The sequence below is a fragment of the Streptosporangium sp. NPDC004379 genome, from assembly GCF_042873875.1.
In the GTDB taxonomy this organism is placed as follows: Bacteria; Actinomycetota; Actinomycetes; order Streptosporangiales; family Streptosporangiaceae; genus Streptosporangium.
The window spans coordinates 323,086-340,137 of the sequence record NZ_JBIAMC010000001.1 but is presented as its reverse complement, the minus strand read 5'-3'; the positions used below and the strand labels follow the sequence as shown (position 1 = coordinate 340,137).

Below are 17,052 nucleotides of genomic sequence, written 5' to 3'. Positions count from 1 at the left end.
GATGAGTGGAAGCGCGCCGGCATGCCCGTCGGCATCACCAAGCAGGCCGAAACGGTCCAGAGTCTGTGGAACGGATCCTGGATCGCCGCTCTCGCCACCGGTGTGGTCGTGTGGGGCCTGATCCTGTGGTCCGCGGCCTTCCACCGCAAGAGGAAGAACTCGAAGGAGGAGCTGCCTCCCCAGGTCCGCTACAACCTCCCGATCGAGATCCTCTACACGGTGGTCCCGATCATCATGGTCGGCGTGTTCTTCTACTTCACCGCCCGGGACGAGACCTACATCGACCAGATGTCCGGCAAGCCCGACGTGAAGGTGAAGGTCGAGGCGTTCCAGTGGAGCTGGCGCTTCACCACCGACTACAACGGCAAGCAGGTGGAGGTCGTCGGCCGGCCGGTCAGCGACTACACCAAGGGCCCCCAGCTGGTGCTCCCGGTGGACAGGAAGGTCGAGTTCGACCTGCACTCGCCGGACGTCATCCACTCCTTCTGGGTGCCGGCCTTCCACTTCAAGCGTGACGTGATCCCGGGCGTGGACAACAAGTTCGAGGTCGACACGCTGAACAAGCCCGCCGTCTACGCCGGCCGTTGCGCCGAGCTGTGCGGTGTGGACCACAGTCGCATGCTCTTCTCGGTGAAGCTCGTCCCCCAGGCCGAGTTCGACCAGTACGTCGCTAGTCAGGCGGGTGCCCAGTGACCGCACTTAACGAACCCCTCACCTCCGTCCCGGTGCCGGACCGCAAGGGCTCCGTCATCGCGAAGTGGTTGTCCTCCACCGATCACAAGATCATTGGGCACCTCTATCTGATCACTTCGTTCGCGTTCTTCCTGATCGGCGGCGTGATGGCGCTGATCATGCGGGCGGAGCTGGCTCAGCCGGGTCTGCAGGTCACCACCAACGAGCAGTTCAACCAGCTGTTCACCATGCACGGCACGGTGATGCTGCTCATGTTCGCCACGCCGCTGTTCGCCGGATTCGCCAACGAGCTGATGCCGCTGCAGATCGGCGCGCCGGACGTGGCCTTCCCCCGGCTGAACATGGTGAGCTACTGGCTGTTCACCTTCGGCAGCCTCATCGCCCTGTCGGGCTTCCTCACCCCGGGCGGCGCCGCCGACTTCGGCTGGTTCGCCTACACCCCGCTGTCGAACGCGATCAGCTCGCCCGGCGTCGGCGGCGACCTGTGGATCTGCGGCCTGGCCATCTCCGGTCTGGGCACGATCCTCGGCGCGGTGAACTTCATCACCACGATCGTCACCATGCGCGCCCCCGGCATGACCATGTTCCGCATGCCGCTGTTCACCTGGAACGTCCTCCTCACCTCGATCCTGGTGCTGATGGCCTTCCCGGTGCTCGCCGCCGCCCTGCTGGCCCTGGAGGCCGACCGCAAGCTCGGCGCGCAGATCTTCGCCCCCGAGACCGGCGGGCCGATCCTGTGGCAGCACCTGTTCTGGTTCTTCGGCCATCCCGAGGTGTACATCATCGCGCTGCCGTTCTTCGGCATCGTGACCGAGGTCATCCCGGTCTTCAGCCGCAAGCCGCTGTTCGGCTACATCGGCCTGGTCGGCGCGACCATCGTCATCGCCGGCCTGTCGATCACCGTGTGGGCGCACCACATGTTCCCGACCGGCCAGGTGCTGCTGCCGTTCTTCTCGTTCATGACGTTCCTCATCGCGGTCCCGACCGGGGTGAAGTTCTTCAACTGGATCGGCACGATGTGGCGGGGCCACCTGTCGTTCGAGTCGCCGATGCTGTTCGCGGTCGGCTTCCTGGTCACCTTCCTCTTCGGCGGTCTGACCGGCGTCATCCTCGCCTCGCCTCCGCTGGACTTCCAGGTCTCGGACTCCTACTTCGTGGTGGCCCACTTCCACTACGTCGTCTTCGGCACCGTGGTCTTCGCGATGTTCTCCGGCTTCTACTTCTGGTGGCCGAAGTTCACCGGCAAGATGCTGGACGACCGGCTGGGCAAGTGGCACTTCTGGACGCTGTTCATCGGCTTCCACACCACCTTCCTGGTGCAGCACTGGCTGGGCGCCGAGGGCTTCCCGCGTCGCTACGCCGACTACAGCCCGATCGACGGCTTCACCGACCTGAACATGATCTCCTCGGTCGGAGCCTTCATCCTCGGCGCCTCCACGCTGCCGTTCCTCTACAACGTCTGGAAGACGGCCAAGTACGCGCCGAAGGTCACGGTGGACGACCCGTGGGGTTACGGCAACTCCCTGGAGTGGGCGACCTCCTGCCCGCCGCCGCGGCACAACTTCACCTCGCTGCCGCGCATCCGCTCCGAGCGTCCGGCGTTCGACCTCAAGTACCCGCACGTGACCGCGCCTCGTGAGCTGGAGGACGCCCGATGAAGGTTCAGGGCTGGTTGTTCATCCTCTGCGGCGTCTTCTTCGCCGCGGTGGACGTCGTCTACTGGTACTGGTCCAAGGAGCCGGTCGGCACGACGGCGATGGCCATCTCGGTGGGCTTCGCCTTCATGATCGGCTACTACCTGATGTACACCGCCCGCCGCATCGGCGACCAGCCCGAGGACGACAAGCAGGGCGAGATCGCCGACGGCGCCGGGGAGCTGGGCTTCTTCAGCCCGCACAGCTGGTGGCCGCTGTTCGTCTGCCTGGCCGTCGCGCTCACCGCGGTCGGCCTGGTCATCGGCTGGTGGCTGTTCATGATCGGTGTCTTCGCGGTCATCATGAGCATGATCGGCTTCGTCTTCGAGTACTACCGGGGGCACTTCTCCCACTGACCGGCCCCGCCGGTCTCCGCCCCCACGGGGTCCCCGCCGCGGCGAGGGCCCCGCGGGACATCCGAAAGCGGACCACGGAAAGTTTCCGTGGTCCGCTTTTTGGCGTTTGTTAGCTGCACAAGCCGGATGTCCTCCGTAGTGATCCCCTTACTCCGGGTAATAACTGAATTAGTGGTTCAGAACCGGGACAGGGAGTTCATGTGCGGCAGGCGATCCGTGGTCCGATATGGGGGGTGAGCCTGCTGGCCCTGGCGCTGGCGGCCTCCTCCTGCTCGGACACCACCTCCACCCGGACGGCGGGCACGCCGGGCGCCACGCCGCGCGCCGACGCCGCCGTCGCCGTGAGCCCTCTCAACGGGGCCCTCAACGTGCCGACCGACGCGACCGTCCTGGTCTCCGCCCGCGACGGCACCCTGAAGAACGTCACCGTCACGGGCCGCAAGGGCCCCCTGGCGGGCGCGATGAGCGCCGACGGCACCCGCTGGCACAGCTGGGGCACGATCCCGCCGGGGGCCTCCTACCGGGTCACGGTGACCGCGGTGAACCCCGACGGCAAGCTCACCCAGACCACCAGCTCCTTCACCACGGTCAAGGCCCGGGAGACCTTCTCGATCGAGAGCGTCCAGCCGAACAGGGACGACACCGGGCTGACCGTCGGCGTCGGCATGCCGATCATGCTCACCTTCGACAAGCCGATCACCGACCGCGTCTCGGTCGAGCGGAACCTGCTGGTCACCGCCTCCAAGCCGGTCTCCGGCGCCTGGCACTGGTTCGACGACAAGACCGTGCACTTCCGCCCGAAGACCTTCTGGCCGGCCCACACAAAGGTCAGGCTGGAGGCCCGCCTCGCCGGGGTCCGCGGCGGCGACGGCCTGTACGGCAAGCGGAACCTCACGCTGGACTTCAAGGTCGGCCGCTCGCAGATCACCCGGGGCAGCACCGACACCCACTACCTGACCGTCAGGCGCGACGGGAGGAAGGTGCGGGTGATGCCGATGAGCGCCGGCCAGGGCGGCGCGTGGAAGTACTACACGACCAACGGCATCCACCTGGCCATGTCACGCGAGAACGTCACGGTCATGACATCGCCCGGGATCGGTCCCGGCGAGTCGGGCTACTACCAGATGACCGTCTACGACACGGTGCGGATCTCCAACAGCGGCGAGTACGTCCACGCCGCGCCGTGGTCGGTCGGCTCGCAGGGCAACTCCAACGTCAGCCACGGCTGCGTCAACGTCAGCCCGGCGGACGCCAAGTGGTTCCTCGACAACACGCTGATCGGCGACCCGATCATCATCACCGGCTCGCCGCGCCCGCTGGAGCCCACCAACGGCTGGGGGCAGTGGCAGGAGAGCTGGAAGGACTGGCTGAAGTGGAGCAGCACCAAGCACTTCGTCACCGAGGAGCTGTGACCACCCTCCGAAAGGCCCTGAGCGGGCCGTACGGACGTCGTCGCCCCAGCTTCAGGGGTCATCGGCCGGTGAGGCCGTACGAAGCCCTGAGGGGCCGTGTGGAGACGGAAGAAGGGCCCGGACACCGTGGCGGTGTCCGGGCCCTTCCCGTGGCGGATCAGCGGTGGATCAGTGGGTGAGGGACCTGTCCTCGCCCGGCTCGATCGCGGCGTGCTCGTCGCCGTGACCGTGACCGTCCTCCAGCGGGATCTTCTCGCCGCCGTAGGCCCGGCTCATCTTGACGCGGAGCCTGCCGATCGGGCCGCGCAGCTGCCTGGGCGGCACGCCGTCGCGCTCGCCGCCGCCGTCGCCGTCCGCGCCCGGGAGCATCGGGACCGCGGCCTTGCCGCGCACGTGGGCCTCGATGATCGGGTTCGGCGGGACGTGGACCTCGATGTACTCACCGGTGGGCAGGCGCTTGATGACGCCCGACTCCACACCGTGCCCGATGACCGCGGCGTCGGCGCGCTGCAGGCCGAGGCAGATCCGGTAGGTGACGTAGTAGGCGATCGCCGGGCCGAGGAAGATCAGTACCCGGCCGGTGTAGGTGGTCGCGTTCAGCGAGACGTGGAAGAACGCGGCCAGCTCGTCGTTGGCGCCCAGCAGCCACAGGACGCCGTAGAAGGTGACCGCCGCCATGCCGATCGAGGTGCGGTGCGGGTTGTTGCGGGGGCGGTCGGCGATGTGGTGCTCGCGCCGGTCGCCGGTGACCCACTGTTCGATGAACGGGTACAGCGCCAGGCCCGTCATGATGATCCCCATCGGGACCAGCGCCGGGATCAGCACGCTCATCGGCAGGGTGAACCCGGCGACGTTGATCTCCCACGCGGGCATCAGGCGGAGCGAGCCCTCCAGGAAGCCCATGTAGAAGTCGGGCTGCGAGCCGGCCGAGATGTCCGCCGGGGTGTAGGGGCCGAACAGCCAGATCGGGTTGATCTGGGCGAAGGCGCCCAGCAGCGCGATGACGCCGAAGGTGAACATGAAGTAGGCGCCGGCCTTGACCATGAAGGCGGGGTAGAACGGCGCGCCGACGACGTTCTCGTTCGTCCGGCCCTTGCCCGGCATCTGGGTGTGCTTCTGCACCCACATCAGGATCATGTGGGCGGAGATGAGCGCCAGGAGGATGCCCGGGATGAGCAGGATGTGCAGCGAGTAGAACCGGGAGATCACGTCCTCGCCGGGGTACTCGCCGCCGAAGAGGAAGAACGTGATCCAGGTGCCGACCAGCGGCAGCGAGATCGCCACGCCCTCGGTGATCCGCAGACCGGCGCCGGAGAGCAGGTCGTCGGGGAGGGAGTAGCCGGTCAGGCCCTCCAGCAGGGCCAGCGTCAGCAGGCCGACGCCGATCAGCCAGTTCAGCTCGCGCGGCTTGCGGTACGCACCGGTGAAGAACACACGGAGCGCGTGCACCATCATGCCGCCGATGAACAGCAGGGCCGCCCAGTGGTGCATCTGCCGCATCAGCAGGCCGCCGCGCACGTCGAAGCTGATGTGCAGCGACGAGGCGTACGCCTCGGACATCATGACGCCCTTGAGCGGCTCGTAGGAGCCGTCATAGGGGACCTCGCCCATGCTGGGCTTGAAGAAGAACGTCAGGAACGTGCCGGTCAGCAGCAGGACGATGAACGAGTAGAGGGCGATCTCACCCAGCAGGAAGGACCAGTGGTCGGGGAAGATCTTCCTCAGGTTGCGCCGCATGAAGTTCCCGGCGCCCAGGCGGTCGTCGAGGAAGGTGCTCGTTCCCGCGATGGGCTTCGGGACGGTCGTGGTGCTCACGCGTGGCCTCCGTTCTCACGGACCTTCGCCTCGGCGTCCCCGCGCTCCCAGAAGCTGGGACCGGGCGGGACGGCGAAGTCCGCCGTGGCGACGAGGAAGCCCTCCTCGTCGACGTCGATGGGGAGCTGGGGCAGAGGCCGGGCCGCCGGGCCGAAGATCACCTTGGCGCCGTCGGCGGCGTCGAAGGTGGACTGGTGGCACGGGCAGAGGATGTGGTGCGTGGTCTGCTCGTACAGGGCCGCGGGGCAGCCGACGTGCGTGCAGATCTTCGAGTACGCCACGATGCCGTCGTGCGTCCAGTTCAGGTTCGTGCCGGACTTGAGCTCCTCCGGCCGGAACTTGAGCAGGATCAGCGTGGCCTTGGCCAGCGCGTTCAGGTCGTGCTCGTACCCTTCGGGCACCACGGAGAGGATGCCGCCGGGGGAGTTGAAGTCCGCCGCGCGGATCGGCGCGCCGGTGCCCTCGACGACGAGCCTGCGCGGCTTGCCGTCCTTGGTCTTCTCGCCCCAGACGGTGTGCCGGAGCTTGGCGGGGAAGTCCTTGTAGCGGGGGCCGAGGTCGCGCAGCAGGACCAGCGGCGCGAGGCCCAGCGGGGCCGCGGCGAGCAGCAGCGTACGGCGCAGCATCGGGCGCTTGACGAAGCCGCTCTCGTCGACGCCGTGCTTGAACGTCTCGGTGACGTACTCGCGGGTCGGGCCGTCGGAGGCCATCTCGTGGCGTTCCTGGACCATGTTGTACTTCGGCATGACCAGGCGGACCCAGACCACCATGCCGGCGGCCATGGCCAGCAGCGCGAGGGCGAGCGAGCCGCCCAGGGCCACGTTGGAGGCGCGCGCCGAGTCGATGTCCCCGACCTGGAAGACCACGTAGGAGACGATGAAGGCGACGCCCCCGAGGGCGGTCAGGAGGAAGCAGAGGGCGGCGATCCGCTCGCCCTTCCTCGCGGTCGCCTCGGCCTGCGGGACGACCCCGGGGACGCTCTGGTCCCCGGGGCGCTCGTCGACGCCGAGCACGGGCGTGCTCGTGGCGGGCGAGGGGGTGCCGATGACGCGCTTGGGAACGCGCCCCTCGGGCTGTTCGATGTCGTGGTTGTTGTCAGTCATTTGGCCTGTCGCTTCTTCGCGGTGATCCAGATGGCGGCCAGGACGAGCAGGCTGAGACCGACGATCCAGGCCGTCAGACCCTCGGTGACCGGGCCGATGCGGCCGAGACCGGCGCCGCCCGGGTCGACCTGGCTGCGGACGCCCGTGATGTAGGCGATCATGTCCCGCTTCTGCTCGGGCGTGATGATGCTGTCGTTGAACACCGGCATGGCCTGCGGACCGGTGATCATGGCCTCGTAGATCTGCGTCGGGGTGGACTGCGTCAGGTTCGGGGCGTACTTGCCCTGGGTCAGGGCGCCTCCGGCACCGACGAAGTTGTGGCACTGGATGCAGTTCGCGCGGAACAGCTCGCCGCCCTTGGCCGGGTCGCCCTTGGCCGGGTCGACCTGCTCGGCCGCGGGGACGGCGGGGCCGCCGCCCAGCGACTGGATGTAGGCCGAGAGCTGGCGGATGGTCGTCTCGTTGACCCACGGCGGCGGCGGCTTGCGCGGCGCCTGGGCCTCGGGCTTGGCCAGCGGCATGCGCCCGCTGCTGACCTGGAAGTCGACGGCCGCGGCGCCGACGCCGACCAGCGACGGCGCCTGGTCGCCGCCCTCGGCGTTGAAGCCGTGGCAGCTGGCGCAGCTCTGCTGGAAGAGCTTCTTGCCCTCGGCTACGTCGTCGGCCCGGCCCGCCGCGATGGAGGCGTCGGCGCGCCCCGTCGTCGAGGCCACGAAGGTGTAGAGACCTCCGAGCAGCCCGAGGGCCAGAAGCAGGACGGCGTATCTCGCGAGGGGATGCCGCCGTCCAGCGGTGATCCTAGTCACAGAGATCCCCGATTCCTTAGTGAATGCCGTAGATGGTCACGAAAAGGCCGATCCAGACCACGTCGACGAAGTGCCAGTAGTAGGACACGACGATGGCGCTGGTCGCCTGCTCACGGGTGAAGCGCTTCGCGGCGTACGTGCGTCCCAGCATGAACAGGAACGCGATCAGTCCACCGGTCACGTGAAGGCCGTGGAAGCCCGTGGTCAGGAAGAACACCGAGTCGTACGCGGAGTGCGACAGGGTGTGCCCCTCGTGGACCAGCTGGCTGTACTCGTACAGCTGGCCGCCGACGAACACGGCGCCCATCAGGAAGCTGACGATGTACCAGAAGCGCAGCTTGGCGACCTGGCCCTTCTCGGCCGCCCACACGCCAAGCTGGCAGGTCACACTCGACAGGACCAGGATGATCGTGTTGACCAGCGAGAACTGGACGTTCAGATGAGCCTCGGGCCAGGGCATGCCCCGGCCGATGCTCACTGACCGGATGGTGAAGTACATCGCGAACAGCGCCGCGAAGAACATGAGCTCGGAGGACAGCCAGACGATCGTCCCCACGCTGACCAGGTCGGGCCTGCGGGACGAGTGTGCTGTCGTCGTCGTTGAGATTGCGGATGCTGTCGCCACGCCCAGCATTATTGCGGCTCCCCTGGTCGGGTCGCCGCACGGCCCCCCGATAGGGGCCCTGAATGTCACCTCAAACAGGACGAACAGAGTTTTCCGTCCGTCAGTGCCTCCGCCCTGGGTCCGCGGGCGGGGTGACCGGTAGCATCCCAGGTGACCATACATCGACAAGGGATGAGTGAGCGCAGACCGTGAGCACCGACGACAAGATGAGGGTCCTCGTCTACAGCGACGACGCCGCCACCCGGGAGAAGGTGCGGCAGGCCGTCGGCAGGCGCCCGGCCGCCGACGTGCCCCTCGTGGAGATCGTGGAGTGCGCCACCCACGCCAAGGTCGTCCAGCACCTCGACTCCGGCGAGATCGACGTGGCGGTGCTCGACGCGGAGGCCCAGCCGGCCGGCGGCATGGGGGTGGCCCGCCAGGCCAAGGACGAGGTCCACGACTGCCCGCCGATCTGCCTGCTGATCGCCCGCAGGGACGACCGCTGGCTGGCGGAGTGGTCGCGGGCCGACGCCGTCGTGCCGCAGCCCATCGACCCGGTGACGCTCGCCGACGCCGTCGCCGGCCTGATGCGCCGCCGGCTGTCCGGCCGCCTGACCGCCCACTGACCCCGCCCGCCGAAGACCCCGAGGACCCCGGAGACCCCATGGACGCGCGCACCACCTGGCCCGCGCTGCTGTCGGCCCTGATCGCCGGTGAGCACCTGACGGCGGACGAGACCGCCTGGGCGATGAACGAGATCATGTCCGGTACGGCCACGCCCGCGCAGGTCGCCGGCTTCGCCGTGGCGCTGCGGGCCAAGGGGGAGACGGTCGCGGAGGTGACCGGCCTGGCGCGCACGATGCTGGACCACGCCACGCCGCTGACCGTCGAGGGCCGCGTCGTCGACGTCGTCGGCACCGGCGGGGACCGCGCCCACACCGTCAACGTCTCCACGATGGCCGCGATCGTGGCCGCCGCCGCGGGCGCGCGGGTCGTCAAGCACGGCAACCGCTCGGCGTCCTCCTCCGTGGGCGCCGCCGACGTCCTGGAGCACCTCGGGATCGTGCTCGACCTGCCGCCCGCCGCCACCGCCCGGCTGGCCTCCGAGGTGGGCATCGCGTTCTGCTTCGCGGCCTTCTACCACCCGGCGCTGCGCTTCGCCGGTCCGGCCCGCAAGGAGCTGGCCATCCCGACGGTGTTCAACTTCCTGGGCCCGCTGACCAACCCGGCCCGGCCCCAGGCCCAGGCGATCGGCATCTTCGAGCCGCGCATGCTCCCGGTGATCGCCGGAGTGTTCGCCGAGCGCGGCGTGTCGGCGCTGGTCTTCCGGGGCGACGACGGGCTGGACGAGCTCACCACCGGCACCACCTCCACGGTCTGGGTGGTGCGTGAGGGATCCGCCACGCAGACCGTCTTCGACCCGGCCGTGCTGGACATCCCCAGGTCGGCCCCGGACGCGCTGCGCGGCGGCGACGTGGTCTTCAACGCCCAGGCCGTCCGAGACCTGGTCGGCGGCCGGACCGGGCCGGTCCGCGACGCGGTGCTGCTCAACGCCGCCGCCGCGCTGGTCGCCCACGACGGCCCGGAGGACGACCTGGACGCCGCGATGACGGCCGCCTACGCCCGCGCGGTGGAGGCCGTCGACTCCGGCGCCGCCGCCGCGCTCCTCGACCGCTGGATCGCCGCCAGCCGGTCGCTGAAGCGGGCCTGAGCCCCGGAACCCGGGCCGGAAGCCGGGAACGGGGCCGAAGGGCCCGGACCCTGAGGATCCGGGCCTGAGGGATCCGGGCCGGGAGTCCGCCCGTGGAACCCGGCCGGGAGTCCGCCCGTGGGACCCGGCCGGGCCGGCCCCGTCCGTCGCGCGGGCCGGCCGGGGAGACGTCAGTCGGACTCGCCGAGGCCGATCGAGAAGGCGGCGTCGAGGTCGTGCCGGGAGTAGGTGCGGAAGGCGACGTGGGTCTCGGTGTGCAGCACCCCGGGCACCTTGTTGATCCTGCCCGGGATGACCTCGGCGATCTGCTCGTAGGCAGGGACCCGCACCATCGCCATCAGGTCGTACTCGCCGGTTATGGAGTACACCTCGCTCACCCCGTCGAGCTCGGCGATCGTCTGGGCGACCTCGGGGATCCGGTCCACCTCGGCGGTGATGTGCACGATCGCGGTGACCACGGGCTTCCTCCTCGTTGAGTGCGGCTTGCAGTCTCGCAAAGCTGCTTGCAGTCTCAGAAGCTATCAGCGCTCCGGGCGGCCCTCACGCGGCCGGTGGGAGTCCATCCCGCGGTAGGCGTGGTCGATGCGGGCCCGCAGCCGCCCGGCCCCGTGCACCGGCAGGCTCCAGGTGCCCTCCACCTGCACCAGCCGCACTCCGGGGCCCTCCAGCCAGCGCAGCACGCACTCGGTCTCCTCGGCCAGGGCGGCGGGCAGCGGGCCGGGCCCCGGCACGACGGTCTCGGCCGTGGCCACCAGCGCCTCCACGAAGGGCACGGGGTGGACGCCGCGGGCCATGACCCCGGCCGAGACCAGCCGGCCGTGCCGTACGACGTGGACCTCCCAGGCGCCGTCCGCCGCGGGGGCGGCGGCGACGAGATGGGGGAGGGAGGTCAGCGCCCGCAGCCGCTGCATGCGCGCGGCGACCCGGACGTAGGCGGCCAGCCGGTCGCGGTCGGCCGCGGCCTCCTCGTAGCGCTGGTCGAGCGACAGGCGCGTCATCCGCGCCTCCATCGCGGCGAAGACCGCCGAGGCGTCCAGCTCCATCGCCCGGCGCGCGGCCGCGGCGAGCTCGCCGTACTCCTCGGGGCTCTGCCGGCCCTCGCAGGGCGCGCCGCACCGGCCGATGCCGAACAGGGCGCAGGCCGGGCGCCGGGAGCGGGGGGTGATCCGCTCGGTGCACTGCCGCAGCGGGACCGTCTCGTGCAGGGCGGCGCGGGCGTCCTCGGCGGCGCGGGAGCCGCCGAACGGGCCGAGGTAGGCGGCGCCGTCGTCCTTGACCTCGCGGACGATCGACAGGCGGGGGAACCGCTCGGCGGTCAGCTTCAGCCAGACCGCCCGCTCGGGGAAGCGCGACCGGCGGTTGTAGCGCGGCTTGGCCGAGCCGATCAGCCGCAGCTCCCGGACCTCGGCCTCCAGCGGGGTCGCGCAGACGATGGGCCTGACCCGCTCGGCCAGCCCGACCATCTCGCGGATCCGCGGGCGGGTCTCGCTCGCGGTGAAGTAACTGCGCACGCGGGTGCGCAGGTCGACGCTCTTGCCGACGTACAGGGGGTCGCCGCGGTGGTCCTCGAAGACGTACACGCCCGGGGCGGCGGGCACCGAGTCGGCGAGATGGCGCTTGCGGCGCTGCTCGCGGGTGGGCGCCCGGGTGAAGCCGCGCAGCTCCTCCAGGGTGTGCACGCCGAAGGACCCGGCCCGCTCCAGCAGCGCGTGCAGCACGTCCACCGTGGCGCGGGCGTCGGCCAGGGCGCGGTGGCGGGGCTCGGTGCCGCTGAAGAGCCGGGCCAGCGTGGCCAGCTTGCAGTTGGGGGCCTCGTCACGGGTCAGCAGCCGGCGGGCCAGCACCACGGTGTCGACCACCGGGTGGTCGGGCGGGGGATGGCCGTGGGCGGCGCAGGCCGCCTTGACGAAGCCCACGTCGAACCCGGCGTTGTGCGCCACCAGCGTCGCGCCCCGGGCGAACTCCAGGAAGGACGGCAGCACCGCCTCGATCTTCGGGGCGGCCACGACCATGCCGTCGGTGATGCCGGTCAGCACGGAGATGAACGGGGGGATGGGGGACCCGGGATCGACCAGCGTGGCGAACTCACCCAGGACCTCGCCGCCCCTGACCTTGACCGCGCCGATCTCGGTGATCGCGTGCTCGGCCGCGGAGACACCGGTGGTCTCCAGGTCGAACACGACGAACGTGATCTGGTCGAGGGGGGTGCCCAGCTCGTCCAGCGTTCCCTGTACGGCGTACTCCACGGTTCAAGACCATAGAAGCCCCCACCGACATTCGCCGCCCGGCCCCCGGTGTCCGCCCGGCGGGCCGGAGCCGTCGATCTCCGCTCGGGCCGGTGCCGCCGGGGGCCGATCTCACGCGGTGATCTTCGCTCGGGCCGGTGCCGCCGGGGACGGCCGTACGCGGTGATCTCCGCTCAGGTCGGTGCCGTCGCGGGCTGGCCGTACCCTTGACGTCAAGACCGATCCGAGTAGGGGCCGTGATGAGTTCAGCCGGAGAGGGCCTGTCTCGTCCGCTGCCCGAGCAGGTCCGCTCACACGTCGTGGAGCTGGCGGCGCAGGTCCTGGGGGCGATGCCCGCCGCCGCCGTGCCCTCCCCGCTCAGGGGGATCGCGAAGTTCGACCCGCGCAAGCGGGCCAGGCTGGGCAGCGCGCCGATCGCCGCCCAGCTGGAGAACGACAAGGAGTTCCGCGAGGTGGTCGCCGAGGCGCTGGCGGCCGAGTGGCCGGACCTGGTGGCGAGCCTCGCCGAGGGCGTGGCGCCGCCGGCGGCAGAGCCGTCCCTGGTGGCCGCCGCGGCCTACCTCACGCGCCCGCCCGGCTGGGCGGACATGGTCGAGGCCGCCCGCGACGACCTGGAGCGGTCGGCCGCCGCGGCCGAGGGGTCGGCGATGGAGCAGACCGTCACCCGGCTGCGCGAGCAGCTCGCCGCCCAGAAGACCGCCGCCAAGGAGGAGGGCGAACGGCTGCGCGAGCAGCTCAAGGGCGCCCGCTCGGAGATCTCCGACCTGCGGCGCCGGCTGCACGACGCCCGCGAGCGCGCCCGGGCCGCCGAGGCGCGGGCCGCCGGGGCGGAGGAGGAGGCCCGCGAGGCCATGGCCGCCGCCGCGTCGGCGGGCAGCGCGGGGGAGAGCGAGCTGCGCCGCCTGCGCGAGCGCCTCGCCGACGCCGAGCGGCAGCTGGAGACCACCCGCCGGGCCGCCCGCGAGGGCCGCAGCCTGGAGGACGCCAAGGTCCGCATGCTGCTCGACGCCCTCCAGGACGCCGCCGCGGGGCTGCGCCGGGAGCTCGCCCTGCCCTCCGGCATCCACCGGCCCGCCGACTCGGTGCTCTCTGTGGCGCCCGGCGGGCAGGGGGCCCAGGCGGTGCCCGCGCGGGCGCTCGCCGACGACGACCCGGCCCTGTTCGACCAGCTGCTCGCGCTGCCGCAGATCCACGTGATCGTGGACGGCTACAACGTCACCAAGACCGGGTACGGCACGCTCACCCTGGCCGACCAGCGGGCCCGGCTGCTCACCGGCCTCGGCGGGCTGTACGCGCAGACCCGGGTCGAGCTGACCTGCGTCTTCGACGGCGCCGAGCTGAACGGCCCGGTGCCGGTGTCGGCCCCGCGGGGGGTGCGGGTGATGTTCAGCTCGCCGGGGCAGATCGCCGACGACCTCATCCGCCAGCTCGTCCGCGCCGAGCCGGTCGGCCGCGCGGTCGCGGTGGTCTCCTCCGACCGGGAGGTCGCCGAGTCGGTCCGCCGGATGGGCGCCCGGCCGGTGCCCTCGGTGCTGCTGCTGCGGCGTCTCGGGCGTACCTGAGGCCCGTGTCCCGGCCGGGACACGCCGGGCCATCGGGAGAGATCACTTCGAAATCAAGCAAAACCCCCGAAAAGGTGAGCCAGCCCTTACCTGTTCTGTACTATTTCGCCCCAGGTCTTCGCACTGGGGAGGCGGCACTGTGGCCGTGGCGGGTATGCCGGTTTGGGTTGGACGTGTACCGGTGGCCGCGGGGCTCGCCCTCGCGCTGCTCCTGGTGCCGGTCGGCGGTGCGACCGCCGATCCGCAACCCACGCTCGCCCAGGCCAAGCGGAAGCTGGCGAAGCTCAACGACGAGGCCGACAAGATCGTCGAGAAGTACAACCAGGCGGGCGAGAAGTGGAAGAAGGCCCGCAAGAAGTACGAGACGCTGAACGGCGACCTCTCCAAGCAGACGGCCAAGGTCGCCGGCCTGCGCGAGGAGCTCGTCACGATGGCGGTCAGCTCCTACCAGTACGGCTCCGTGACCGGCTGGGAGGGACTGATCAACCAGAGCGACCCCGGGTCCCTGCTGAGCAGCATGGCCGCGGCCGACCAGATGGCCGCCTCCCGCGCCCGCTACCTCAACGCCTTCGACGAGGCCACCAAGACGCTGCGCGACAACCGGGACCGGGCCAAGACCGCCCTCTCCGAGGCCGACAAGACGCGTGACGAGCTGGCCGGCGAGAAGGCCAAGGTCGAGAAGCTGGTCAAGGCGCAGACCAGGCTCCTGGACCGGCTGGGCACCTACCAGCGGGGCAATCCCAACGGAACCGGGATCAAGTACAACGGCCCGGCCTCCGGCAACGCCCGCGCCGCCCTCGCCTTCGCCTACGCCCAGATCGGCAAGCCGTACCGGTACGGCGCGACGGGCCCGGGGAGCTGGGACTGCTCCGGGCTCGTCCAGGCGTCCTGGCGGAGCGGGGGCGTCAGTCTGCCCCGCACCACCTGGGAGCAGTGGAGCTGGGGCGCCAGCCGCCGGGTGCCGGTCAGCTCGCTCCAGCCCGGCGACCTCGTCTTCAGCTCGGGCCTGGGCCACGTCGGCATCTACGTCGGCGGAGGGAAGATGGTGCACGCCCCGCAGACCGGGGACGTCGTCAAGATCGCTCCCCTCCGCAGCGCCCTGGTCGGCGCCGTCCGCCCCTGAGCCGCCCGGGACCCCGGGGGCCGGCGGGGACACCCGTCTACGGCGCGCCGGGGAGCCGTACCGTGGCGAGGAGGCCGCCGTCGGGGCGGGGGGCGAGGACGAGCGTCCCGTCGTGGGCGCGGACGATGCTGTGCACGATGGCCAGGCCGAGCCCGACGCCGGGGTGCTCGCCGGTGCGCACGCGTTCCGTTCCGCGCCGGAAGGGCTCGGTGAGGGCCGGCACCAGTTCCGGCGGGAGCCTGCGGCCCGTGTTCTCGACCCGCAGCACGCTCGTGCCGTCGTGCGCCTCGGTGCGGACCGTCACGGTGCCGCCGGCGGGGAGGTTGTGGACGACGGCGTTCTGGACGAGGTTCGTCACCATCCGCAGCAGAAGCTCGGCGGAGCCGCCGGTCCTGGCCGCCCCGCCGGTGACGTCCAGCGTGATCCGGCGCTGCTCGGCGAGGGGGAGCAGCGTCTCGGCGGCCTCCTCGGCGAGGAGGGAGAGGTCGACGCTCTCGCGGGTGAAGTTCCCGCGGTCGCCCCGGCTGAGCAGCAGGAGGGCCTCGATGAGGTCGATCGCCCGCTGGTTGACGGTGTGCAGGCGCTCGATGAGCTCGTCCCGGTCCCGCGCGGGGTCCCTGCGGGCGACGTCGAGGAGCGTCCGTGAGATCGCCAGCGGGGTGCGCAACTCGTGGGAGACGTTCGCGGCGAACCTCTGCTGCTCGGCGAAGTGGGACTCCAGCTGTTCGAGCATCGAGTCGAACGCGTCGGAGAGCTCACGGAACTCGTCCTGGCGGCCCTCCAGGCGGATCCGGTGGGACAGCGACCCGTTCCCGGTCATCCGGGCCGCGTCCGTGATCTGTGTGAGCGGCGCGAGCATCCGGCCGGCGAGGATCCATCCGCCCAGCAGGCCGAACGCCAGCAGGAAGGCCAGTGCCTGTGCCGCGCGGGGGACGAAGGCGCGCTGGAGGTCGGTGCGGTTGGGGATGAACCGCAGGGCCGGCGCCCCGGGCCGGGCCGCCTCCGGCCCCGTCCCGAGGGCGCCGTCGGGCACGTAGCGCAGCAGGAACACCCACACCACGGCCAGCAGGAGGGCGCCGGCGAGCATGAGGAACCCGGCGTAGCTGATGGTGAGCCTCAGCCGGACGCTGGGCCCCGGACGCCTGTTCAACGGGCTCCTGCTCAACGGGCGCCGGGGCGGGCGGGATCGCCGCCCGCGCCGCCGGTGTCGATCCGGTAGCCGACGCCGGGCACCGTGGCGATGAGCCACGGCTCACCGAGCCGTTTGCGCAGCGCGGAGACGGTGATGCGGACGGCGTTGGTGAAGGGGTCGGCGTTCCCGTCCCAGGCCCGCTCCAGCAGCTCCTCGGCGCTGACGACCCCGCCCTCGGCGGCCACGAGGACCTCGAGCACGGCGAACTGCTTGCGGGTGAGCGCGACGTAGCGTCCGTCCCGGAAGACCTCCCGGCGGAAGGGGTCCACCCGCAGGCCCGCGATCTCCCTGACCGGGGGCCGGGCGTGGGCGCGTCTGCGGTCGAGCGCCCGGAGGCGCATCACGAGCTCCCGGAGGTCGAACGGCTTGGTGAGGTAGTCGTCGGCGCCGAGCTCGAACCCGGAGGCCTTGTCGTCGATCCGGTCGGCGGCGGTGAGCATGAGGATCGGGATGCCGCTGCCGGAGGCGACGATGCGCCGGGCGATCTCGTCGCCGGAGGGGCCGGGGATGTCGCGGTCGAGGACCGCGAGGTCGTAGGAGTTGACGCTGAGCAGCTCCAGGGCGGAGTCGCCGTCGCCGGCGATGTCGGCGGCGATCGCCTCCAGCCGCAGACCGTCACGGACGGCCTCGGCCAGGTACGGCTCGTCCTCCACGATCAGTACGCGCATGCCGGAAGCCTAGGCGGCCCGGCATATCGCCGGGGTATGCGAGGACCTGTACGCGGCGGGCACTCGG

16 protein-coding genes are annotated in these 17,052 nt (G+C 70.9%); 8 read left to right on the top strand and 8 right to left on the bottom strand.

The window, feature by feature from the left end; all coding sequences use genetic code 11:
- Window positions 1-21 precede the first annotated feature (21 nt).
- From coxB to ACFYSC_RS01385, 4 genes are all read left to right on the top strand, one after another.
- The gene (gene coxB / locus ACFYSC_RS01400; protein ID WP_389955051.1) at window positions 22-693 is read left to right on the top strand and encodes a cytochrome c oxidase subunit II; all 672 of its coding nucleotides are present in this window, start codon (window positions 22-24) and stop codon (window positions 691-693) included.
- On the top strand, window positions 690-2,351 hold the full coding sequence (gene ctaD, locus ACFYSC_RS01395; protein WP_389955047.1) for a cytochrome c oxidase subunit I: 1,662 nt from the start codon (window positions 690-692) through the stop codon (window positions 2,349-2,351). The genes coxB and ctaD overlap by 4 nt, the downstream gene beginning before the upstream one ends.
- Entirely contained in the window at window positions 2,348-2,743 is a 396-nt protein-coding gene (locus ACFYSC_RS01390) for a cytochrome c oxidase subunit 4 (protein WP_189244589.1), read from the top strand. Before ctaD ends, ACFYSC_RS01390 begins: the two co-directional genes overlap by 4 nt.
- Before the next feature lie 200 nt (window positions 2,744-2,943).
- Window positions 2,944-4,155, top strand: coding sequence for an Ig-like domain-containing protein (locus ACFYSC_RS01385; RefSeq protein ID WP_389955043.1), 1,212 nt, complete (start codon window positions 2,944-2,946; stop codon window positions 4,153-4,155).
- A 168-nt stretch (window positions 4,156-4,323) separates the two neighbouring features.
- Here the strand turns inward: ACFYSC_RS01385 and ACFYSC_RS01380 are convergent, their stop codons facing one another.
- The 4 genes from ACFYSC_RS01380 to ACFYSC_RS01365 are packed head-to-tail and all read right to left on the bottom strand — an operon-like array spanning window position 4,324 to window position 8,513.
- On the bottom strand, window positions 4,324-5,970 hold the full coding sequence (locus ACFYSC_RS01380; RefSeq protein ID WP_389955040.1) for a cytochrome bc complex cytochrome b subunit: 1,647 nt from the start codon (window positions 5,968-5,970) through the stop codon (window positions 4,324-4,326).
- Window positions 5,967-7,073 (bottom strand): Rieske 2Fe-2S domain-containing protein, encoded by a 1,107-nt coding sequence (locus ACFYSC_RS01375; RefSeq protein ID WP_389955037.1) that lies wholly within the window; start codon window positions 7,071-7,073, stop codon window positions 5,967-5,969. Before ACFYSC_RS01375 ends, ACFYSC_RS01380 begins: the two co-directional genes overlap by 4 nt.
- Window positions 7,070-7,879, bottom strand: coding sequence for a c-type cytochrome (locus ACFYSC_RS01370; protein WP_389955033.1), 810 nt, complete (start codon window positions 7,877-7,879; stop codon window positions 7,070-7,072). The genes ACFYSC_RS01375 and ACFYSC_RS01370 overlap by 4 nt, the downstream gene beginning before the upstream one ends.
- A 16-nt stretch (window positions 7,880-7,895) precedes the next feature.
- Complete coding sequence (locus ACFYSC_RS01365) at window positions 7,896-8,513, bottom strand: heme-copper oxidase subunit III (RefSeq protein ID WP_362945612.1); 618 nt, start codon at window positions 8,511-8,513, stop codon at window positions 7,896-7,898.
- 197 nt (window positions 8,514-8,710) lie between these two features.
- On the opposite strand from ACFYSC_RS01365, the gene ACFYSC_RS01360 reads away from it, so the two are divergent.
- Together ACFYSC_RS01360 and trpD are read left to right on the top strand one after the other, a co-directional pair.
- Entirely contained in the window at window positions 8,711-9,109 is a 399-nt protein-coding gene (locus tag ACFYSC_RS01360; protein WP_389956286.1) for a hypothetical protein, read from the top strand.
- Window positions 9,110-9,147: 38 nt separating this feature from the next.
- Entirely contained in the window at window positions 9,148-10,194 is a 1,047-nt protein-coding gene (trpD, locus tag ACFYSC_RS01355) for an anthranilate phosphoribosyltransferase (protein ID WP_389955030.1), read from the top strand.
- A gap of 170 nt (window positions 10,195-10,364) precedes the next feature.
- On the opposite strand, the gene ACFYSC_RS01350 is transcribed toward trpD, so the two are convergent.
- Both ACFYSC_RS01350 and ACFYSC_RS01345 read right to left on the bottom strand, forming a co-directional pair.
- Complete coding sequence (locus tag ACFYSC_RS01350; protein ID WP_362945608.1) at window positions 10,365-10,652, bottom strand: Lrp/AsnC ligand binding domain-containing protein; 288 nt, start codon at window positions 10,650-10,652, stop codon at window positions 10,365-10,367.
- A 63-nt stretch (window positions 10,653-10,715) separates the two neighbouring features.
- Window positions 10,716-12,440 carry a DEDD exonuclease domain-containing protein gene (locus tag ACFYSC_RS01345; protein ID WP_389955026.1) on the bottom strand — a complete coding sequence of 575 codons (1,725 nt, stop codon included), beginning with the start codon at window positions 12,438-12,440 and terminating at the stop codon, window positions 10,716-10,718.
- A 239-nt stretch (window positions 12,441-12,679) separates the two neighbouring features.
- Here ACFYSC_RS01345 and ACFYSC_RS01340 point away from each other — a divergent pair, with 239 nt between their 5' ends.
- Together ACFYSC_RS01340 and ACFYSC_RS01335 are read left to right on the top strand one after the other, a co-directional pair.
- A complete protein-coding gene (locus ACFYSC_RS01340; RefSeq protein ID WP_389955023.1) occupies window positions 12,680-14,002 on the top strand; it encodes an NYN domain-containing protein in 1,323 nt (440 codons plus the stop codon).
- Between the two features lie 181 nt (window positions 14,003-14,183).
- Window positions 14,184-15,125: an NlpC/P60 family protein gene (locus tag ACFYSC_RS01335; RefSeq protein WP_389955020.1), complete on the top strand. Its 942-nt coding sequence runs from the start codon at window positions 14,184-14,186 to the stop codon at window positions 15,123-15,125.
- Window positions 15,126-15,162: 37 nt separating this feature from the next.
- On the opposite strand, the gene ACFYSC_RS01330 is transcribed toward ACFYSC_RS01335, so the two are convergent.
- Both ACFYSC_RS01330 and ACFYSC_RS01325 read right to left on the bottom strand, forming a co-directional pair.
- Window positions 15,163-16,275, bottom strand: a complete 1,113-nt coding sequence (locus ACFYSC_RS01330) for a sensor histidine kinase (protein ID WP_389955016.1) — start codon at window positions 16,273-16,275, stop codon at window positions 15,163-15,165.
- An 11-nt stretch (window positions 16,276-16,286) separates the two neighbouring features.
- Window positions 16,287-16,985 (bottom strand): response regulator transcription factor, encoded by a 699-nt coding sequence (locus tag ACFYSC_RS01325; RefSeq protein WP_389955013.1) that lies wholly within the window; start codon window positions 16,983-16,985, stop codon window positions 16,287-16,289.
- Between the last annotated feature and the right edge of the window lie 67 nt (window positions 16,986-17,052).